We start from the raw sequence: 21,939 nt of genomic DNA, 5'->3' as shown, positions 1-21,939 counted from the left end.
CTAGGATGGGTACTCCCATTTAGTAGACGTATGAATCTCACGAGTGGATGAAAAAGCTTGATATTTTGAAGGATAGAGGGGATGAAAAATGAGGTGCGCAGAGACAGGCTATAATTTGGAAATTGATTTAGCGACTGGAAACATTGAAAAGGTAGAAACTGACCCGAAATTAACCGAACTTCATCTTGGTGGGCTTGGTTATAACGTCAAGTTATTTTGGGATAGGGTTCCCCCTGAAACTAAGGCATTTGATCCTGAGAACCTACTAATATTTAGCAGCGGCCTATTATGCGGCACACCTGCTTTCAGTTTTAATCGTACTTGTGTTACGACAATATCTCCTCAGACGGAGTTACTGGCATATCCAATGATGGGAGGGTTTTGGGCGGCGGAATTGAAGTACGCCGGGTATGATAGAGTGATCTTTCGCAACAAGTCTCCGAAGCTGGTTTATATATATATCAACAATGACAAGGTAGAAATACGTGATGCCTCTCATTTGAAGGGTATGGGCACTGTTGAAATTAGAGACATTTTAAAGAAAGAGCTGAATGAGCCGAAAGTCTCGATAGCTGCAATCGGCCTGGCCGGCGAAAATCGGGTCTTTACAGCTTCCATCGAGCAGGGCAGGTCGAGTGCCAGCAGGCTCGGAGGAGGCGCTGTTATGGGAGACAAAAACATCAAGGCTGTCGTTGTTCGTGGAACAAAGGACATCAATCTTGCCCGAGGGGAAGAATTTATAAAGCATGTGAACAAAGTGGGGGAATATATAAAGTTCAGAAATGAAAATCCCCTTAAGGGAGTAATGACCATTTTATCCGGGATTGGTTCGCCACAGGAGATGAAACACACTGATGAAAAGTGGCACACCGAGAATTTTTCATGGGGAAATGCCCGTACTCGGAGAAGAGATTTCTGGACCGATGAGATCAATCAATCCTGGTCGAGTACTCAAAGGGCAGCGATCAAGCGGTATATTAGTTGCTTTAACTGTCCGCAACAGTGTGGGGCTTTAATTTCCTATAAAGATGTTCCCAGATTTAAGCAGAAATGCTTTACGAAGCTTACTTATTCAATGGCCGCTTATGTAGACAACCTGGAGTTTAACTTTAGAATTGCTCAGCGTGCTACGGAGTATGGAGTGGACGGATTCTCAACCCCGCAAATTTTGGCCTTCGCTGTTGAACTCTATGAAGCTGGAATTCTGACTGACAAGGACTTCGAGGGATGTCCGCCCGATAAAGAGGGGAGATTTAACTGGTTGCTTGACAGAGTAGTTCGGCGGGAAGGAATCGGAGATATTCTTGCCGACGGCACTTATTGGGCGGCCCGCAGGATTGGCAAGGGTGCAGAGGCATTTGATCATAATACTATTAAGAAACATGAGCAACTCCCTCTTAAACTGGGCATGATGGATCCCCTTTATTTCCTGATGTATTCTACTAACGAGAAGATAAGCATTACCCAAATTGAAGGGAATTGGCCCCAGGCACCTTTTCCAACGAAAGAGATGAGAGAAGAGTTTGTAAAGGATTGGCCCCAGCTTCCGGATGATCATTTTAAACAATACTTTCTGGACTGGGAACCACGGGGAGAAAACTCGAACCCATATTACCCAACTCCCGATATGTGCAGTGAAATCGTGGATTGGATGGAGGAGATACACAACATTGATGATGCCCTCGGGTTATGCTGCGGTATGGGGTCATTTTGCCTGAAGCCACCGTACCATACACATAATTATCATCTTTTAGTTTCTTCTGCAACCGGGTTGGATATAGATCAAGTCGGCCTAAAGAAAATAGTCAATCGAAGCCGAAATTTACACAGAGCCTATAACGTATTAAAAGGCATGAGGAGAGCTGATGAGAAGCCGCCTCAAGATCACTGGAAAAAGAGATTCCCAGAGCTCGAAGAACAACTTCTAGATACGTATTACAAATATAAGGGATGGAACATGGAAGGTATCCCCACTAAAGAAAAATTACTGGAATTAGATTTAGATTATGTGGCAGAAGATTTAGAGAGGAGGGGGATTTTAAAAGATGGCCAAAATTAAGAAGAAGATTAAGTCAATTAAAGTTAATGCAGATAAGTGCAATGGTTGCCGGTCATGTGAGATAATCTGCTCCAACTTTCACGCCACACCGAAATATAGCAGTATTAATCCGGCAAGGTCTCGTATTCAGGTGATTCTTGACCCAATGACAGACATATGGCTTCCGGTGTTCGCGGGAGAGTATACTCCAGCCGAATGCATGGGCAGAGGAAAGTATGTGATTGACGGAAAAGAATATGATGATTGCACGTTTTGCAGAGCTTCTTGCCCAGCCAGAGACAGATTCAAAGAGCCTGATTCTGGCCTTCCGATAAAGTGCGATATGTGTGAAGAAAACGATCCCGGACAACCGCCCTTGTGTGTTCAGTGGTGTTACAATGAGGTCTTGATTTACGAAGAAAGAGAAGAGGAAGTCGAAGAAGAAGTCAGGCTGGACGAGATTGAGATAGGATTGGAATCATTGGTAGACAAATATGGATTTCAGAAGCTAGTGGATAGCATCGCCCGAATGTCACAGAAAGGGTCATCACTTTAGTATGAAAGAGAAAGAAGGGCATTAGAGATTGTGGAGACTGTAGCCTGAGATCGTTAGAAGAATGGTTCTTTTTCGACGGGCAGACGTCGAGTCGCCTAACAAACAAACGAGTCATATAAGCATCGGTGTGATGCAGATATGACTCGGTTGTTCAATTGCGAGTCTTATGGATTTTTTTATACTAGTCAGAAAGTTTAACTTCGTTATAAACTTTCTGGAAGCATAAGAGCAACTAAGGCGGCCGCCTTCGCAAGGCTTGGCGCCAGCCAAGTTTTCTTTATAGAAAATGATAATTATACTGCAATTTGCAGGTGGAGTCTAGCATTCTCTTATCTTAGACATGTTGACGATGCTAACCGTTGATTATGGATTTTGGACGGTTTGACTATCAATTTCGACTGATCAATACTCAATTGGTTCGAGAGCAAGTAAAATGGCATGATACTTGCATTAAAGATAGTCAATATTGGAAATATTCAAAAAAAGAAAGGAAGATGTGTCCCGGTGATATCAATGGGTTTACTAATATTATCTGATTGAAAAGGAGGAAGAAAAGCTATAGTTTAATTGATTCTTAAGCGGAGGATGTCGTTAAAAGTTGGAAGATAAATTCTACCTATATTAAGGAGGTAAATAAAATTATGGACTTAAATAGTTTAAACAGATGGCCCCGTCAAACAGATATAAAAAATCATGAGTTATATGGAAATGAGCACTTTGGAACGGAAGCACCTAGTGTAATATATGAGACAAAGCCCATTATTGACCCCAAAGGAAACATCGTACCGGGCCTTACTTCAGCCTGGGTAACCCTGAACAACCCCTCACAATTTAATTCCTACACCACGGAAATGGTTAAAGGAGTTATCGCCGGAATGCAAAAAGCATCGACTGATCGCTCCGTTGTCGCTGTTGTCTTTACTGCTGTAGGAGACAAGGCATTTTGCACAGGCGGTAACACCAAGGAATATTCCGAGTATTATAGCATGAATGGGACAGAGTACGGCTCTTACATGGATCTCTTCAACGCGATGGTCGATGGTCTCCTCAATTGCAAAAAGCCAGTTATCTGTAGGGTAAACGGCATGAGGGTTGCCGGTGGTCAGGAGATTGGTCTGGCTTGCGACCTCACGATCGCTTCCGACCTCGCAATTTTTGGGCAGGCAGGCCCGAAACACGGATCTGCTCCAGTTGGCGGTGCCACAGACTTCCTCCCCGAATTCTTAACCATTGAGCAGGCTATGTGGAACTGCATTTCCTGCGAAATGTGGAGCGCTTATAAAGTGCATCGAATGGGCATGATCAGCAAAGTAATTCCCGTCTTGAAAGTAGACGGCAAGTTTATCCGCAACCCATTGATTAAAACCGAAAATTATGTTGAGGACGGGGAGATTGTTTACGGGGACTTTAAAACAGGAGAAGCTGCTGCAGAGGCTAAAAAAATAATCAGTGAAGCCACTACAGACTTTACCCTGTTGGATAAAGAAATTGATAGGATTCTCTATGTATTTACCAACTTGTTCCCCAACTGCCTGATGATGTCCATTGACGGTGTCCGCGCCAAGAAGAAATTCTTCTGGGATCAAGCAAAACTACTGAACCGTCACTGGTTGGTTGCCAACATGCAAAGCGAGGCGTATATGGGCTTCAACGCTTTCAACAACAAGAAAGCAACCGGCAAAGACACTATTGACTTTATTAAGTATCGTCAGTTGCAGGTGGAATGCAAGCCATATACCACGGAATTCTTTGAAGAAGTTATGGCACCTCCCCTGGAGAAGTAATCTAAGTTTCTTGATGACAATGGTTTTAGTGAGCGATTATTTACATTAAAAACATTCCAAGAGGGGTTGAAAAATGAGATACGCAGAGACAGGGTATAACTTAGAAATTGATTTATCCCGAGGAAATATTGAAAGAGTAGAAACTGACCCGAGATTAACGGAACTTCATCTTGGGGGGCTAGGTACTAACGCCAAGATATTATGGGATAGGGTTACTCCTGAAGTTGACCCCTTTTCTCCTGATAATCTCCTGATATTTAGCGCTGGTCTCTTGACTGGCACCCCTGCTCCCGGTGCAAATCGTACCATTGTTTCTACCATTTCTCCACAAACTAATTTAATGGCATATTCAATGATGGGCGGATTTTTTGCACCAGAATTGAAGCATGCCGGTTATGACAAAGTGATCATTCGCGGACAGTCCCCTGATCTGGTTTATTTGTGGATACACAATGACAAAGTAGAAATTCGTGATGCCAGTCATCTCAAGGGGATGGGTACTAATGAAACTGCAGATCTTATTCGACAGGAGTTGAAGGAACCGAACGCCCATGTTGCTTCTATTGGCCTAGCTGGTGAAAATAGGGTCTTTTATGCTTCCATCGAGCAGGGTAGGTCCAGTTGCAGCCGATTAGGAGTAGGCGGCGTTATGGGAAGCAAAAGGTTAAAGGCGATAGCTGTTCGAGGAACAAAGGACGTCAATATCGCTAGATCGGCTGAATTTATGGAGCAATGCAACGAAGTCCTGAAATATATCCAAGTCCGAGGAGAAAATCCACTTGGGATGGTACCGCCCATTTTGGCCGGGCTTGGGTCACCGCAAGAGATGAGAATCCATGATGAGGAGTGGCACACCACCAATTTCGCTTGGGGAAATGCTCGCCATCGGAGGAAAGATTTCTGGACCGAGGAAGTCGAAACAAAGTGGACGGAGTCTTCAGAAAATGCGCGACAGCGGTTTTTAAGTTGCTATAACTGCCCGATGTCATGCGGGGCATCAGTTGCCTACCCAGGAATTCCAAAATACATGATGAAATGTTACTCGAAACTTACGTATACCATGGCATCCATGACAGACCTGGATTTTGGTTTTAGAATCAATTCTAAAGCTCAGGCCTATGGAGTGGACGGATTCACAACTCCGCAAACTATTGCCTTCGCCCTTGAACTTTATGAAGCCGGCATTTTGACTGACGAGGATATGCCGGGAATGCCGTCAGATCCTGAAGGGAGATTTTTCTGGCTACTTGAAAGAATTGTTCGGCGAGAAGGTATAGGAGATATTTTAGCCGATGGTACTTATTGGGCTGCCAAAAAGATTGGTAAAGGCGCAGAAGCCTATGCTCATAATAACATTAAGAAACATGAGCAGCTGCCTCTCAAGCTTGGCATGATGAATCCCGTTTATTTCCTTATGTATTGTACTGGTGAGAAGATAAACATCACCCAAATTGAAGGGCAGTTCCCCCAGGCGCCTTTTCCTACGAAGGAGTCAAGAGAAGAGTTTGTAAAGGATTGGATCCATGTTCCTGCTGAAAAGTTTAAGCAATATTTTCTGGACTGGGAACTACGCGGAGAAAACTCAAATCCATATTACCCAACCGTTGAAGCGTCTTGTGAAATCGTTGACTGGATGGAGCAGATGCACTACATTGATGACGCCGTTGGAATGTGCGCCGGTTTGGGATCATTTCCCCTGAAGCCTGCGTATCATTTGCACAATTATCCGACAGTAATCTCGTCAGCAACAGGGATTGATATGGATGAAGTCGGCCTAAAGCAAGCTGCCAAAAGGAATCGAACTTTAATTAGAGCCTTTAATGTAAGAAGAGGCTTAACAAGAGATGATGAACGTCCCCCGGAGGACCATTGGAGGAAACGATTTCCTGAACTTGAAGCTACGCTACTAGATGAATATTACAAATTTAAGGGGTGGAATAATCAGGGTATTCCTACTAGAGAGTCTTTACATGAATTGGGTATGGATTACGTTAGTAAAGACTTAGAACAGAGAGGGATTCTAAACGATGAAAGTTAAAAAGAAAGTTAAGACAATCAAGATTGATGTTGATAAATGCAATGGCTGTCGGGCATGTGAGGTAATCTGCGCTTCCTTTCACGCTGCACCAAAATATAGTAGCAATAATCCAGCGAGGGCACGTATTCGGCTGATACGTGATCCAATCAGAGACGTATTTGTTCCTGTATATGCAGGGGAGTATACGGCATCCGAATGTATGGGCAGAGACAAATATGTGATTGACGGAAAGGAATACGACGAGTGTGGCTTCTGTAGGGCTTCCTGCCCATCGAGGGACGTTTTCAAAGAACCCGATTCTGGGCTTCCTCTCAAATGCGATATGTGTGAAGATGATCCGTCACTAAAAGAGCCCATGTGTGTTCAGTGGTGCTTAGCTGAAGCCCTGACTTACGAAGAAAGGGAAGAGGAAGTCGAAGAAGAAGTGACGCTGGGCGATATGGAGCTGGGCTTGAAATCATTGGTCGACAAACATGGATTACAGCAGCTAGTGGATAGCGTTGCCCGAATGTCACAGAAGGGTTAAAAACTTTAATCTGAAAGGAGGAGATTAAACTCGTGGAGACTGTAGCCCCCTTAAAAGAGGCAATTGATGAAATAAAAGAGAGCGGTGCAGACGCCGTCAAATTCTGCTATCAATGTGGGAAATGTGATACTGTTTGTCCTTGGAATAGAGTTAGAACGTTCAGTATGCGCAAGCTAATTCGAGAGGCAACCTTCGGCTTGACTGAGATAGAAAATGAAGAGATCTGGCGGTGCACTACCTGCGGAAAGTGCGCTCAAAGATGCCCTAGGGACGTAAAGCAGATCCAAGACATGATCGCCCTGCGCAGGTTCGCCACGGGATATGGTGTTTTTCCTGAAGCCGTCAAACCAGTCCGCGCCGCAAGCTCAGGTCTTCTTGCAGAAGGTAACCCCTTCGGTGAAGAACGATCAAAGAGGGCAGATTGGGCAGCGGGTCTTTCTGTAAAGCCATTCGTGGAAGGGATGGAAGTCTTATATTTCCCCGGTTGTTACCTCAGCTATGACTCGAGATTAAAGAAGGTAGCTGCTGCCACAGTCAAAATCCTCAATAAGGCAGGGGTAGATTTCGGGATTCTGGGTACCAAGGAGAATTGCTGTGGAGAAAGCATCCGCAAGACAGGTAATGAGGAATTATTCAAACGCCTGGCTAGGGAAAATATCAAAACTTGGATTGAAAACGGAGTCGAAAAAATCGTTGTTAATTCCCCTCATTGCTACCACACCTTTAAGAACGAGTATCCTGAATTCAAGGTAAACTTTGAGGTGGTTCATATTACCCAGTACTTATTTGAGCTTATTAATGAGGGAAGGCTTCAGATTAGCAAGGAGTATGAGAAGAAAGTAACGTATCATGACCCATGTTACCTGGGTCGACATAATGGCATATATGACGAACCGCGAGGGATCTTAAAGAAGATACCTGGTTTGGAACTGAACGAGATGGATGAGGCGCGGGAAGATAGTCTCTGTTGTGGAATGGGGGGAGGAAGAATTTGGATAGAAACTCAAAAGTCTGACAGATTCGCCAACCTCAGATTAGATCAAGCGCTTGGGGTTGGGGCTGAGGTGCTGGTTACTTCCTGCCCCTATTGCATCACTAATTTTGAGGATAGCAGGTTAGTCCTGAACTATGATGATGTCATAGAGGTTAAGGACATCACAGAGATCCTCCAGGAAGTAATTTAGATGACGAAGAAGCTAAATATGCAAGAAGCGATTGTGCAGATTGAATTAAAACATCTTTCTCCCTGTGGTCTTGATTGTAAGAGATGTGCCGATTATGAACACGGGGAAATCAAACAATTAAGTACAAGGCTTGCTCAACTACTCGGTAATTATAGACCTGTAGTGAAAATGAAAACAGAGAAAGAACCTATTTTTAACGGTTATTCTCAGTTTGAAGAAATTCTGACCTCTTTTTCCAATGGCTCATGTAGCGGGTGCAGAGGGGAAAATATACAATGTCCGATAACGACTTGTTCAGCTAAAACCTGCCATAAAGAGAAGAACGTGGATTATTGCTTTCAGTGTAATGAATATCCTTGTGAAAAACAGTTTACCGGTCGTTTAAGGGAACGCTGGAGATATATAAATGACCGCATGAAGGAAATTGGTTTAGTCGAATATTATGATGAACAGATTAAACTACCTAGATATTAAATTATGCACTAATCGTCGCTAGTTAGGGATTTGTTTTTAATCCAATCTCAGATTAAACAAGATATTGAGACAGGATCGGCCCAACCCGGACAGTACGGTCAAATGAAAACCGCGGAGGTGATAGAAAGTGGAAAAAGAACGATTGCTTAAAGAAGAAATTCAACAACTTTGCAATAGTGTTGGAGACAGTAATTTTGGGGACGTAATGGTTGTCGGCGGAGGGATCAGCGGTATTCAGGCCTCTCTTGATCTGGCTACGGCGGGTTATAAAGTTTACCTGGTTGACAAAGCACCGAGCATTGGAGGACATATGGCCCAGCTCGACAAGACTTTCCCCACCAATGACTGCTCTAGTTGAATACTCAACCCCAAACTGGTCGAGGTCGACCGGCAGCCAAATATTGAAGTCCTGACCTATACTGAAGTTGATAGTGTAGCAGGGGAAGCAGGAAACTTCAAGGTAACCTTGATTAAAAAGCCCAAATATGTTGACGAGAGCAAATGCACGGGCTGTACCACCTGTGTAGAATACTGCCCGGTCAAGTACCCTGATCAATTTAATCAGGAACTATCGCAAAATAAAGCCATCCATATCTACTTCGCTCAAGCAATTCCTCTGGCCACGTATATTGATGAAAGTTGCCTTTACCTTAAAGAAAAGAAATGTAGTATTTGCCAAGCAGTCTGTAAAACTGGCGCGATAGATTTTAATCAAACGCCGGAGCGGGTAGAAGTCAATGTAGGGGCAATAGTTTTGTCTCCGGGGTTTGAGCCATTTGATCCAAAGCTCCGGAACGACTATGGCTATGGAAAGTTTGAGAACGTGGTAACCAGTCTTGATTATGAACGCCTATTAAGTCCCTCCGGGGCCTACGAAGGTGAGATACTGCGCGCTTCTGATAAGAAGCATCCCCATAAAATAGCCTGGATTCAATGTGTCGGTTCCAGACAGGTTAACCCAGAGGGCGGTAATAGCTATTGTTCTGCCGTATGTTGCACTTATGCTCAGAAACAGGTGATCCTCACAAAAGAGCATGATGCAGAGGTCGAGTGCACTATATTCCATAACGACATTCGTTCCTATAACAAGGATTTCGAGCGTTTTTACCAAAGAACCGAGACACTACCCGGAGTGCGATTTATCAGAAGTTACGTATCTATAGGAAAAGAGATCCCAGAAAGTAAGAATGTCACGATCAGATATTCTACTCCAGAGGATGGAGTAAAAGAAGAAGAATTCGATATGGTGGTACTATCCGTTGGCTTGAACCCTCCTGCTGAGGCGAAGAGTTTAGCAACAAAGTTTGGCATCGAGCTTAATTCTCATGGATTCTGTAAAACAATTCCTTCCAATCCTATGGAGGCCACTAGGCCTGGAATTTTTGTAAGCGGAGCCTTTCAGGGTCCTTCAGATATTCCGGAGTCGGTTTATACCGCCAGCGGTGCCGGCTCTCAATGTGGTGAACTCCTTGACTACAGGCGAGGAAAACTGTCCCAAGAAAGGATCTATCCGCCGGAAAGGGATGTCTCCCAAGAGGAACCCAAAATAGGAGTCTTTGTGTGTCATTGCGGGGCTAATATCTCAAGGATAGTCAGTGTTCCTTCTACCGTCGAATATGCCTTAAGCTTACCTAATGTTGTCTACGCTCAGGAACAGCTCTTTTCATGTGCCACTAATTCTGCCAAAGAAATATCAGACATGGTCAAGGAAAAAGGGCTTAATCGATTGGTTATCGCTGCCTGCTCTCCTAGGACACTTGAACCGTTATTCCGGGACACCCTTCGAGAGGCGGGAATTAATCAATACTATTTAGATATGGCGAATATTAGAGAACATTGCTCTTGGGTCCACGCCAAAGAAAAGGAAGAGGCCACCCAAAAGGCCAAGGATATAATCCGGATGTCGGTAGCTAGGGCTTGCCATTTGGATCCTTTGCAGGATTTCGAACTTCAAGTCAACAAGACCGCCTTAGTAGTCGGAGGCGGATTGGCCGGCCTGACCAGCGCTCTGAGTGTAGCCAAGCAGGGACATGAGGTTTATCTGGTGGAAAAGGATACAGACTTGGGGGGGATGGCTCGCAGAATACATTACACCTTAGAAGGGCTGGATGTTCAAGCGTATTTACGTGATGTCATACGCCAGGTTTATCAACACCCCTTAATCCATGTTTATACTGATGCTGCTATCACAGAGACAGATGGCTACGTTGGAAATTTCGTAACTAAGGTGAAGTCTGAAGGAAGAGTCGCAGAGATAAAACATGGAGCAGCTATTCTAGCTACAGGTGCTGAAGTATACCAACCCACCGAGTATCTTTATGGAGAAGATGATAGGGTAATGACTCACCTGGAGTTAGAGGAGCAAATTGCTAAAGGAGATGAAAGGCTGCTTACCTCCGAGAGCTTAGTGATGATCCAATGCGTAGGGTGCAGAAATGAAGACAGAAATTACTGCAGCCGGATATGTTGCAGCGAGTCAATCAAGAACTCCTTGAAACTAAAAGAGCTAAACCCTCAGATGGATGTCTACATTCTCTTCCGTGATATGAGAACGTATGGGTTCAAAGAGGATTATTACCGGGAAGCGGCAAGTAAGGATGTAAGGTTCATACGCTATGAGCCACAGGATAAACCTCAGGTGGAAGCAGTTGAGGAGGAGGGTCGTCCTGTCTTAAGGGTTACTGTGACCGATCCTATTTTAGGTAAGAAACTTGAAATAGATGCTGAGGCACTCGTTTTAGCCGCCGCCCTTATTCCGTCAGCGGGAAGTCAGGAAGCAGCTAAGTTATTCAATTTAACGAACAATGCTGATGGTTTCTTCAAAGAAGCCCATGTTAAATTAAGGCCTGTCGAGTTTGCTGTCGATGGCGTTTACCTTTGCGGAATGGCTCACTATCCCAAGTTTATATCAGAAACGGTTAGCCAGGCTTATGGAGCTGCCGGGCGAGCCATTACTCTTCTCTCTCATGAAACTGTCTTGGCGTCTGGCTCTGTTTGTGTGGTGAATGAAAGTAACTGCATTTCGTGTGGGGCATGTATCACAGCCTGTACATATGGGGCTATACAATTTCATGACACACCACAAGGCAGGAAAGCCGGGATTAATCCTGCTCTCTGCAAAGGAGATGGACTTTGCAATACGAAGTGTCCAACAGGGGCGATTTCACTAAAGCACTTCACCGATCAAGAGCTCTTGAGTCAAATTGACGCGGCTTCAGGCTTGTAGAAGTCCGATATCAATAAAGATTGGATTACTAAGTAGGGAGGTGAAAACGAATGAGTACAGGACTTAAATTTAAACCCAGAATATTAGGTTTTGTATGTAATTTTTGAGTATACGGGTCGGCGGACCTGGCTGGCGTGTCCAGATTACAATATACAACTGAAAGCAGGCTTATTCGAGTCATGTGTTCTGGTAGAGTCGACTTATCCTTTGTACTCAGGGCCTTCTCCAATGGAATGGATGGAGTGTTTATAGGTGGCTGCCGTTACAATGAATGTAATTTTGGTACCCACGGAAATTATCACGCCCTAAACATGGTACTTCTATGTCAGAAAATAATGGAGCACCTTGGGCTGAACCCAGAAAGGTTAAGAATTGAAACTATGTCTGCCGGCGATGGAACTCTTTTTGCCGAAGTTATGAATGAGTTTGGCAAAAAGGTGAAGGAGTTAGGCCCTCTTGGCAAAGGTGAAGGAATAGACGAAAAGGCATTAAAGTCTAAACTTGAAGCTGTTACAAACCTAGTCCCTTACATTAGGCTGGTGGAAAGAGAGAGACTGAGAGTACCTGTTAAATCGGAGGAAGAGATTCTTAATTTTTTCACTAGTGTCGAGTTTAATAGGTTGTTTGATGAAACGGTTGGAGAAAAATTGGCAATAAGCCAGATTATCTCACTACTGCAAGAAGGACCCCTTACAACCGGAGAGATCGCTAAGCTTATAGGGTTGACTCCGTCTGAAGTATCAAGGCACCTTAATAGTTCTTCAAGGCAAAGATTCGTCAGGTACGATGAAGGCCGGAAATGCTATGCTCTCGCATAAGGTGAATGTGCAGGCGGTGGCCTAGAGGAAAAAAGGAGATTAGGACTGAGGTGTAGCTATGGATAAGGATAGAGTCGATCAAATTATTGATAAACATGAGTGTGAGGCCAGTTCACTAATTCAGATATTATTGGAGATTCAGAGCGAGAATCACTGGCTTCCTAAGGAAGCATTAGAGCGGGTAGCTGAACGACTGCAAGTTCCTTTAACCCGGATACTGCATATTGCTACCTTTTATACAGCCTTTAGTTTAGTTCCTAAAGGACAACATGAAATTCACATTTGTCAGGGTACCGCTTGTCATGTTCGTGGGGCGAGGCGTGTCCTCGACACAGTACAAGACCTAACTGGAATTAAACCTGGCGAAACGGATTTGGATTTGAAGTTTAGCCTTGAGACGGTTAATTGCCTCGGTTGTTGTGCTTTAGGACCGGTGATGGAAATCGACGGGAAGACTCATGGTAATATGGCGCCTGCCATGATCGCAGACGTTCTAAAAAAACTATGATTAGGGTGAAATTATGGCGCGAATAAATTCGTCCACGGAATTGGAAGAACTCAGGAAGGGCATATTGGCGGGAAGAGACCCCAATAAAGCTTGCATTTCAGTATGTGCCGGCGCCAGTTGTATTGCTTCCGGCGCAGGTGAAGTCATCGCCGCCTTTAAAGCAGAGATTGAAAAACAAGGCTTAAATGCTGAAGTAACTACAAAAGGAACCGGGTGCCCTGGATTTTGTGAGAGAGGACCCGTTGTGGTTATTTATCCTGAGGAGATATGCTACCTGAAGGTAAAGCCTGAAGATGTTCTGGAAATTGTCTCTCAGACTATAAAAGAGAAGAAGGTCGTCGATCGTCTGCTCTATGTTGACTCAGCTACAGGCGAAAAAGCAACCCGAGAATTCGATATTCCCTTTTATAAGAATCAGGAACGAATCATACTTGGCAGTAACATCAAACTTGATCCTAAGAGCCTTGATGACTATTTAGCGATTGGTGGTTATTCCGCGTTAGACAAAGTGCTTTTCCAAATGACCTCGGAGCAAGTAGTGGAGGAAGTCAAAAAATCCAACCTGAGAGGAAGGGGCGGTGCTGGCTTTCCCACAGGGAGCAAGTGGGAGGGAACTCGCAATGCTCCCGGAGAAGTAAAGTATGTGATAGTCAATGCAGACGAAGGGGATCCAGGAGCCTTTATGGATAGAGCTTTACTTGAGGGAAACCCCCACTCTGTTCTAGAAGGGCTTATGATTGGGGCTTATGCCGTCGGCTCTCACGAAGGCTATATTTACGTACGACAGGAATACCCCTTAGCAGTAGAAAATGTGACCCTCGCGATTAAGCAAGCTGAGGAGTATGGTCTCCTTGGGAAGAATATTCTTGGTTCAAACTTTGATTTCACGGTTAAAGTGCATCAGGGAGCTGGCGCTTTCGTCTGTGGTGAGTCCACGGCCTTGATGACTGCCTTGGAAGGCCGGGCAGGAGAGCCCAGACCAAAGTATATTCGCTCCAACATAAAAGGTCTTTGGGATAGACCCACTGTCTTGAATAATGTTGAGACCTGGGCAAATGTGTCGCTGATCATTAATAGAGGTGCTGACTGGTTTACACAGATAGGGACGGAAAGAAGTAAGGGCACTAAGATTTTCTCCTTAGTAGGGAAGATCAACAATACCGGTCTTGTGGAAGTACCCATGGGCATGACCCTCAGGGATATTATTTACAAGATAGGCGGTGGTATCCCTGGCGGTAAGAGGTTCAAAGCAGTGCAGACCGGGGGTCCGTCCGGCGGGTGTCTCCCTGAGGATCTGCTAGATCTTGAAGTGGGTTTCGATGAACTCAAGAAGGCCGGTTCAATGATGGGGTCAGGCGGAATGATTATCCTGGATGAAGATACCTGTATGGTTGATATCGCCAGGTACTTCCTTGAATTCCTCACGGATGAATCGTGTGGTAAATGTGTCCCATGTCGTGAAGGCATCAGACAGATGCTTAAGATTCTTACTAATATCACTCAAGGAAAGGGAAGAGAGGGTGACCTCGAGCTTTTGGAGGAGTTGGCCGAGGTTGCCCGTGAAGCAGCCCTTTGTGAGTTAGGCAGGAGTTCCCCCAACTCGTTTCTAAGCACGCTAAAATACTTTAGAGATGAGTATGAGGCACACATTCAAGAAAAGAGGTGCCCGGCTCTTTCCTGTAAGGAGCTGATCGCCTTCTATATTGACTCGGATAGGTGTCAGGGCTGTATGATTTGCTCCAGGAAATGTCCTTCAGAGGCGATTGTGGGAGGTAAGAACCTAGTCCATGTCATTGACCAAGAGAAATGCACAAAGTGCGGAACTTGTTTCGAAGTTTGCCCTCCTCGTTTTCGTTCGGTAAGGAAGATTTCCGGCGAGCCTGTTCCACCGCCAATCCCCGAAGAAGCGAGAACTATAGTCAGAGGGAGCAAAGAAAAATGAGTGAAATTATTTTTCAGATTGATGGAAGAGTAGTCGTAGCAAGCCAAGGGATGACTGTTTTAGAAGCAGCACAAAAGGCGGGAATATCGATTCCGACACTTTGTCACCACGAGAAATTGGAACCTTATGGGGGTTGCCGCTTTTGCACAGTCGAAGCAGAAGTTCGCGGTTGGACAAAACTCGTTGCTTCCTGCCTTTACCCGGTGGAAAAAGATTTGGTCGTTAGAACTAGGTCGCAGAAGGTCGATAGAATTCGCAAAATGATCTTGGAGTTATTGCTGTCTCATGCTCCGGATGCCTTCGAATTGCAAGATTTGGCTAAAGAGTATGGAGCAGACAAAGACCGTTTTGAAAAAGAACCCTCATTTTGCATTCATTGTGGCCTATGTGTCAGATACTGTGCTGAGGTCAAAAAGAAAAATGCTATTGGATTTATTGACAGAGGAACAAGGCGAGAGATCAGCTTCATTCCGGAGATAGCTTCCAAGGAGTGCTGGGACTGCAAAGAATGTTTTCCGCTTTGCCCTACAGAGGCACTACAGGCGGCATTTGTTTTAACCAAAGCGCTTGCGTTTTCTTTATACTAGTCAGCATCTAAAATAATCAAATAGAGGGGAGTGAGAAGATGGAGCGCACTAGTAAGGTAATGCCTGTGAGTCAGGCAATCCAACGTTTTATGCCAGATACCTGTGACACGCTTGCAGTTGGTGGTATGCACATGCATAACAATCCGATGGCCTTGATTAGGGAAGTGATCCGTCAGCAAAAGAAAGTCAAACGGCTGGTAACCAGTCCTTCGGCTTGTATTAATGCCGATTTAATGATTGGCAGTGGACTTGTGGAAGAAATTTTGACTGCCTACGTCGGCTTTGAACACTTAGGTTTAGCCCCAAATTTTCGCAAGGCAGTAGAAAAAAAGACGATAAAGCTGCTGGAAGCGGATGAACCATTTTTGGTCTATGGTTTACAAGCAGGGGCAGGCGGCCTTCCCTTTATTCCCTATCCTAAAGGGTTAGAATTGACGGATATCCCCAAGGTTAATCCTGATTTATATCGGTTTACTACGGATCCTTATACTGGTGAAGAAGTGATGACAGCTGCCCCAATTAAACCAAGTGTCGCTTTGATCCACTGCCAGGAAGCTGATCCTTATGGGAACGCGATATTTAAGGGCAGCGAGTTTACTGATCGGCAAATGATTTTTGCTTCAGATGTTGTGATTTTGCAGGTGGAAACGATTGTACCCAACCTAGCTGAAAAATATGGGTCCACCAAAGTAAATGTGCCGGGATTTCTGATCTCGGCAGTAGTTGAAGCTCCTTTCGGTTGCCATCCAACTTCCTCACATGGGTATTACACGTTTGATGAGGCTCACCTCAAGAGTTATCTTAAGTCGTGCAAAAATCCCGAAGCTTATGGAGAGTATTTCCAACAGTATGTCACTGGTATTTCTGAGAAAGAGTATTCCGGTAAGATTGGGCTGGATAAACTTAACGCTATGCGTCAAAAAGGGGATGTGTCTTTTTATGATTGAAAACGCATACTCCATTGCTGAATTAATGGCTTGTGTCATGGCTCGCAACTTAGAAGACGGTGAGGTAGCCGTAATGGGTGCCGTGAGCATGATACCGATGGCCGCCTGCCGGATGTCTCAGCTGACTCATGCACCCAATCTCTCGTATATTTCTGGCGGAAGTGGGGCTGTCAATCCGTTTCTAGACCCCTTGGTATTTTCTTCTTGTGACGAAGAGAACCTGCGCTCAGAAGCCGCTTTGGCCCTACCGGATGTAATTTTACTCGAGGGTCATGGGAAACGCTTCGATGTCTTCTTTGGCGGAGGATTGCAAATTGATCAATACGGAAACTGTAACTTAATTTGCATTGGGGATTGGAAAAATCCGTCTTTACGCGGTCCAGGAACAGTAGGACTTCCCTTTTTGCCTCGGTCTGGTCGTGTCATAATTTATACTACTTCGCACAATGCTCGTACTCTGATTGAGAAAGTTGATTTTAATAGTGGTCCCGGATTTTTGGATGGTCCTGAATCTTGGGCCTCAAAAAATCTACCTGGGAACGGTCCGGCTTTGGTCGTTACGCCACTTTGTGCCCTGGATTTTGACGAGGAAACTAAGATTATGCGTTTAAAATCTCTCCACCCCGGTGTGACAGTTGATCAAGTAGTGGAAAGTACTGGCTTCAAATTAGTTATTCCAAATAGTGTGCCAACGACTCCCGAACCCACTCAGATTGAGCTAGAGGCTTTGCGTCGTGTGGATCCAAGTGGTATTGTGAGAAATTTATTATAGGGTTTAAATGTATAAAATCGACTGACTGGAGGAAAAGAGATGAAACTTGCAGGAAAAGTAGCTTTAGTTACTGGTGCTAAGGATGGCATAGGCAAGGCAGTTGCTTTGGCTTTTGCTAATGAGGGAGCCGATGTTGCTCTAGCTAGTCGATCTATCACTCGTGAAGATGATGTCGTACGGGAGATTGAAGCACTTGGGCGCAAAACATGTACAGTTACAGTAGATGTAGGAAACAAAGCATCAGTGCTAGCAATGGTTCAAAAAATCAAGGAAGAACTTGGGCAAATAGATATTTTAGTCAATAACGCTGGTTTAAGTAAACCTGCTATGATGCTTAAAATGACTGAAGAGCAGTGGGATGAGATTATTAATGTCCACTTGAAAGGCACGTTCCTTTGTATGCAAGCTGTGGCAGGAGATATGAAAGCCCGCGGCTATGGCCGAATCATTAATGTGACTTCATCGGCTGGGTTGCAAGGTACAATTGGGCAAGTAAATTACAGCGCAGCTAAAGGTGGAATAAACGCTTTGACAAAATCTGCTGCACGGGAATTAGCTAAATACGGAGTTACTGTGAATGCGATCTCTCCTTTTGCAGTGACAAAAATGACTGAAAAGATAGCGACTGATCCAGTCTTAAGTGTGAAGTATACGGATAAAATCCCCATGGGAAGATTCGGGCAACCAGAGGAAATGGCCGGTGGGTTTGTGTTTCTGGCCTCTCAGGATGCCAGTTATATTACTGGACAGATACTATGCATCGAGGGTGGCATGATCATGCGCTAAGCAAGCTGATATAAGACTAGGTAATACAACTCATTAATTAAATGGCTTATTAAATTTACTTAAATTTTTAAATGGAGGACCTTTAATGAAAGAAGTTGTAATCGTAAGTGCTGTAAGAACTCCGGTTGGCACAATTGGAGGGACACTTAAAGACATTACGCCCCAAGACTTAGGCGGCATAGTCATAAAAGAGGCAGTTGCTCGTGCGGGAGTCAGTGCTGATTTAGTCGAAGAAGTAATTATGGGTTGGTCACGGCAAACAACGGAAGCTTCAAATATTGCTCGTGTTTGTGCACTTTTGGCGGGAATTCCGGAAACTGCTGCAGCTTTTACAGTGCACCGTCAATGCGCGGCAAGTTTACAAGCAATCAGTAATGGTACCCAACAAATCCAAACTGGAAGGGCCGAGGTGGTGGTTGCTGGCGGAACTGAAAGTCTGAGTCGTGCACCTTACTACTTAAAAAATGCCCGATATGGTTATAGTGCTGGGGATGGGGTTTTAGTGGATTCTTTAACAGAAGCAGGCCCAGGTGGACAACCCCATTCACTTTATGGCAGTGTTTCAATGGGTGATACTGCGGAAAACGTGGCCGACCAGTTTAATGTTTCTAGAGAGGACCAGGATAGATTTGCAGTCCAAAGCCAAGAGCGGTGTCAGAGAGCCCTAGCTGAAGGAGTATTCAAAGATGAAATAATTCCAGTTGAAATTAAAACGCGTAAAGGAACGGTTATATTTGATACGGATGAAGGTCCAAGAGTTACCACTTTAGAAAAAATGGCTACTTTAAAACCTGTATTTAAGAAAGGCGGTTCAGTGACTGCAGGCAATTCATGTGGCCGTAATGACGCTGCCTCTGCCGTAGTCCTAATGTCCGCAGATAAGGCTAAGGAACTTGGTATTAAGCCTATGGCCAGAATTATTACGGACGCTGCTGTTGGAGTGCCCCCGCAAATAATGGGCATTGGTCCTGTGCCCGCCGTTCGAAAGGCGTTGAAACAAGCAGGACTCGCTTTAGAGGAGATTGATCTTATTGAACTAAATGAAGCCTTTGCTTCACAATCTTTGGCCGTTATTAGGGAGCTTGGGTTAGATATGAAGAAAGTAAATGTCAATGGTGGTGCTATAGGCTTAGGTCACCCGATTGGTGCGACAGGTGCTCGCTTGATGACAACTCTTCTCTATGAAATGCGACGACGCAAGTCTCGCTACGGTATGGTTACGCTTTGTATAGGTGGCGGACAAGGCATGGCTACTATTATTGAGGCGCTGTACTAAAATTGAGGCGCAGGAGCGGGGAGCAAGGGGATGCAGATCTTTGATTATCAAGTACCAATTCCAGAGGTTGGATTTAATGCTAACGTCTACCTAATTAAACTTGAAAATAGTGAGTCCATCCTAGTAGATGCTGGTCCAAATGCACCGCAGGCTCTGGACGCTCTTGAAGCTACTCTTAAAAAAGCTGAAGTGAGCTGGGATAGCATTAGGCACATTTTAGTGACCCATGGGCACTATGACCATTATAGCTTCGCAGCACAAATTGTGGAGCGTTCAGGTGCCCGAGTTTGGGTCCATCCCGCGGATAGGCATAAATTAACCAATGCATCGGATAATCCTTTTTTTGTTAACCAGGAAGCAGTCTTTCCCTTTTTAGAAAAACTGGGGGTCCAGAAGGCTAAAATAGCAAATTTGATAGAAGAGGTAATAACCTCAGAGAGAGGGTATAAACCCTTGTCTGAGTCCTGTATCAGCTTTTTGTCACAGGGAACTGACCTGAGATTTCCTGGACTGACCATTAAAGTGATTCATACACCGGGGCATACACCTGGTAGTTGTTGTTTTCAGCTTGTAGAAAATGGTGCAGTGTTTACTGGAGATACCCTATTAACACAAGTTACTCCCAACCCAGTCTTTGATATTTATGGGGAAGAAAGAGACCTTAGCTTGGTAAGGTTACAGGAATCTATGACTAAGATTCGTCGACTAAGGGCCTCTAGAGCTTATCCTGGTCATGGTAAACCAATCTTAGAAATTGACAGGGCGATTGATGGTCAGTTTTCCCGTATGGGTAAACGTTGTGAACAAGTTCTTCAGATTCTAGGCACAAAACGCTTAGATACATTCTCTATCGCCAATGAATTGTTTCCAAGCGGAGGTCGGTATCACACTTGGTTAGCTCTTTCGGAAACTTTAGGGCATTTGGGTTGGCTAAGGATCCAAAAGCGTGTCCGAATTAGGCGTAATGCCGGAATCGTTTATTGGGAGGTTCAATAAGCAAAGAACGAGAATTTTCTTTAAATAATTGGAGGTGCATTGTAGTGAAAGCAGCAGTTTTTTATGGTCCTAATCAACCTCTTAAAGTAGAGGAAGTGCCGATTCCTGTGATTGGAACCGGTGAAATTTTAGTTAAAGTTGCAGCCTGCGGGCTTTGTCACACGGACCTAAGTTATATTGACCATGGTGTTCCAACGTTTAAAAAGCCACCCTTGATCTTAGGACATGAAATATCTGGTACGGTAGCTGAAGTTGCCCCTGATGTTACTCTATTTAAAGTAGGGGATCGAGTTTTATTGCCAGCGGTTATGGCCTGTGGTGAATGTAGTAGTTGTCGCGAAGGGCGCGGCAATGTCTGCGACAATATGGAGATGTTTGGGAATAATGTCGATGGCGGTTATGCGGAATATGTCAAGGCCCCTGCCAGTAATGTCTTTCACTTACCTGACGAAATTCCTTTGATTGAAGGCGCTATTATTGCCGATGCCATTACTACCCCTTTTCACGCCGTAAAAAACCGAGCCAAAGTTAAACCGGGTGACACATTACTTGTCTATGGTTGTGGAGGGGTTGGCTTAAACCTGGTCCAAGTAGCTAATGCAGCGGGCGCCTCTGTCATAGCTGTTGATATTTCCAACACTAAATTGGCTAAAGCGAAAGAATTAGGTGCTGTCGCAATCTATAATGCCAATGATTATCCTGATGTAGCTAAGGTTGTTCGTAAATCTACGGGTGGTGGAGTAGATATTGCCTGCGAATGTATTGGTAATCCTAAAACTCAGGAAATTGCTTTTAATTGTGTACGAAACGGTGGACGTTTGGTCATCGTGGGTTATTCTGCGCATCCTATGACTTTAAATGCCAGCCGAGTAATGTACCGAGAAATGGAAGTAGTGGGTTCTCTAGGTTGTCCATTAGGAGATTATCCTAAAGTAATTGAAATGGTTCGCAATGGTAAAATCCAAGTCCTGTCAATGGTATCTAAACGCTTTTCACTTGACCAAATTAATGAGGGCTTAGACTTTTTACGCTCAGGAGAGGGGTTTAGATCGGTTATTGTTCCCTAAACATAACGATTTGGGTCTTCTTGAAACAATAATTTGTGCTTGCGCGGCATCTGAATAGCCACTTTCCAAACAATTGGGAAAGTGGCTATTCTTTGTCTTGTATGTTTACTCCAATAAAGTTATTGTTTTATTACACTGTCTTTGATACTTAAGGGTTGGGTTGCTAACGTCACGACAATGAAAATAATAATGCTGGCGGGCAGAGCGACGATCAGTGGATCGATATAACTTAAGGAGCCCGTTCCAGCCAGAGAGACCGTTCCAAAGAAGGCTTTTGTCAATCCAAAGATTGCCGATTCTTTAGCATTGACAAACAGACACATAAAGAGATAAATAACGGATCCTGCCACCATACTCCATGTTGCGCCAGATTTTGTAGCACGCGGCCACCAAAGGGCTCCTGCATACATTGGG

18 protein-coding genes and 1 pseudogene are annotated in these 21,939 nt (G+C 44.5%); 18 read left to right on the top strand and 1 reads right to left on the bottom strand.

Annotated elements, in window-relative coordinates; all coding sequences use genetic code 11:
* The first annotated feature begins 88 nt into the window (after positions 1 to 88).
* From UF75_RS06655 to UF75_RS06565, 18 genes are all read left to right on the top strand, one after another.
* On the top strand, positions 89 to 2,059 hold the full coding sequence (locus UF75_RS06655) for an aldehyde ferredoxin oxidoreductase N-terminal domain-containing protein (protein ID WP_045573826.1): 1,971 nt from the start codon (positions 89 to 91) through the stop codon (positions 2,057 to 2,059).
* A complete protein-coding gene (locus UF75_RS06650) occupies positions 2,046 to 2,594 on the top strand; it encodes a 4Fe-4S dicluster domain-containing protein (protein WP_045573825.1) in 549 nt (182 codons plus the stop codon). The genes UF75_RS06655 and UF75_RS06650 overlap by 14 nt, the downstream gene beginning before the upstream one ends.
* A gap of 641 nt (positions 2,595 to 3,235) precedes the next feature.
* Positions 3,236 to 4,378 (top strand): 6-oxocyclohex-1-ene-1-carbonyl-CoA hydratase, encoded by a 1,143-nt coding sequence (gene oah / locus UF75_RS06645; RefSeq protein WP_045573824.1) that lies wholly within the window; start codon positions 3,236 to 3,238, stop codon positions 4,376 to 4,378.
* A gap of 73 nt (positions 4,379 to 4,451) precedes the next feature.
* Positions 4,452 to 6,416: an aldehyde ferredoxin oxidoreductase N-terminal domain-containing protein gene (locus UF75_RS06640; protein WP_045573823.1), complete on the top strand. Its 1,965-nt coding sequence runs from the start codon at positions 4,452 to 4,454 to the stop codon at positions 6,414 to 6,416.
* On the top strand, positions 6,406 to 6,942 hold the full coding sequence (locus tag UF75_RS06635) for a (4Fe-4S)-binding protein (protein WP_045573822.1): 537 nt from the start codon (positions 6,406 to 6,408) through the stop codon (positions 6,940 to 6,942). Before UF75_RS06640 ends, UF75_RS06635 begins: the two co-directional genes overlap by 11 nt.
* Before the next feature lie 32 nt (positions 6,943 to 6,974).
* Positions 6,975 to 8,126 carry a (Fe-S)-binding protein gene (locus tag UF75_RS06630; protein ID WP_045573821.1) on the top strand — a complete coding sequence of 384 codons (1,152 nt, stop codon included), beginning with the start codon at positions 6,975 to 6,977 and terminating at the stop codon, positions 8,124 to 8,126.
* The gene (locus tag UF75_RS06625; RefSeq protein WP_045573820.1) at positions 8,127 to 8,600 is read left to right on the top strand and encodes a DUF3795 domain-containing protein; all 474 of its coding nucleotides are present in this window, start codon (positions 8,127 to 8,129) and stop codon (positions 8,598 to 8,600) included.
* 142 nt (positions 8,601 to 8,742) lie between these two features.
* Positions 8,743 to 11,826, top strand: coding sequence for a CoB--CoM heterodisulfide reductase iron-sulfur subunit A family protein (locus UF75_RS06615; RefSeq protein ID WP_282433782.1), 3,084 nt, complete (start codon positions 8,743 to 8,745; stop codon positions 11,824 to 11,826).
* A 50-nt stretch (positions 11,827 to 11,876) separates the two neighbouring features.
* The gene (locus tag UF75_RS06610) at positions 11,877 to 12,644 is read left to right on the top strand and encodes a hydrogenase iron-sulfur subunit (RefSeq protein WP_082075047.1); all 768 of its coding nucleotides are present in this window, start codon (positions 11,877 to 11,879) and stop codon (positions 12,642 to 12,644) included.
* Between the two features lie 58 nt (positions 12,645 to 12,702).
* The gene (locus tag UF75_RS06605) at positions 12,703 to 13,152 is read left to right on the top strand and encodes an NAD(P)H-dependent oxidoreductase subunit E (RefSeq protein WP_045573817.1); all 450 of its coding nucleotides are present in this window, start codon (positions 12,703 to 12,705) and stop codon (positions 13,150 to 13,152) included.
* A gap of 13 nt (positions 13,153 to 13,165) precedes the next feature.
* The gene (locus UF75_RS06600) at positions 13,166 to 15,094 is read left to right on the top strand and encodes an NADH-ubiquinone oxidoreductase-F iron-sulfur binding region domain-containing protein (RefSeq protein WP_045573816.1); all 1,929 of its coding nucleotides are present in this window, start codon (positions 13,166 to 13,168) and stop codon (positions 15,092 to 15,094) included.
* A complete protein-coding gene (locus UF75_RS06595) occupies positions 15,091 to 15,681 on the top strand; it encodes a 2Fe-2S iron-sulfur cluster-binding protein (RefSeq protein WP_045573815.1) in 591 nt (196 codons plus the stop codon). The genes UF75_RS06600 and UF75_RS06595 overlap by 4 nt, the downstream gene beginning before the upstream one ends.
* 38 nt (positions 15,682 to 15,719) lie before the next feature.
* Positions 15,720 to 16,628: a CoA-transferase gene (locus UF75_RS06590; RefSeq protein ID WP_045573814.1), complete on the top strand. Its 909-nt coding sequence runs from the start codon at positions 15,720 to 15,722 to the stop codon at positions 16,626 to 16,628.
* Positions 16,621 to 17,400 (top strand): CoA-transferase, encoded by a 780-nt coding sequence (locus tag UF75_RS06585; RefSeq protein WP_045573813.1) that lies wholly within the window; start codon positions 16,621 to 16,623, stop codon positions 17,398 to 17,400. Before UF75_RS06590 ends, UF75_RS06585 begins: the two co-directional genes overlap by 8 nt.
* Positions 17,401 to 17,439: 39 nt before the next feature.
* Positions 17,440 to 18,186, top strand: a complete 747-nt coding sequence (gene fabG / locus UF75_RS06580) for a 3-oxoacyl-ACP reductase FabG (RefSeq protein WP_045573812.1) — start codon at positions 17,440 to 17,442, stop codon at positions 18,184 to 18,186.
* Between the two features lie 85 nt (positions 18,187 to 18,271).
* Entirely contained in the window at positions 18,272 to 19,462 is a 1,191-nt protein-coding gene (locus UF75_RS06575; protein WP_045573811.1) for a thiolase family protein, read from the top strand.
* A gap of 30 nt (positions 19,463 to 19,492) precedes the next feature.
* Entirely contained in the window at positions 19,493 to 20,458 is a 966-nt protein-coding gene (locus UF75_RS06570; protein ID WP_045573810.1) for an MBL fold metallo-hydrolase, read from the top strand.
* 44 nt (positions 20,459 to 20,502) lie between these two features.
* Positions 20,503 to 21,525, top strand: a complete 1,023-nt coding sequence (locus UF75_RS06565; RefSeq protein ID WP_052693043.1) for a zinc-binding dehydrogenase — start codon at positions 20,503 to 20,505, stop codon at positions 21,523 to 21,525.
* Between the two features lie 119 nt (positions 21,526 to 21,644).
* On the opposite strand, the pseudogene UF75_RS28965 reads toward UF75_RS06565, so the two are convergent.
* Positions 21,645 to 21,939 (bottom strand): annotated as a pseudogene (locus tag UF75_RS28965) (sodium:solute symporter family protein); the annotation flags it as partial.

The sequence above is a fragment of the Desulfosporosinus sp. I2 genome (genome assembly GCF_000960765.1).
In the GTDB taxonomy this organism is placed as follows: Bacteria; Bacillota; Desulfitobacteriia; order Desulfitobacteriales; family Desulfitobacteriaceae; genus Desulfosporosinus.
Note: the sequence above shows the minus strand (reverse complement) of the source record. Positions and strands in the feature narration are given on the sequence as shown.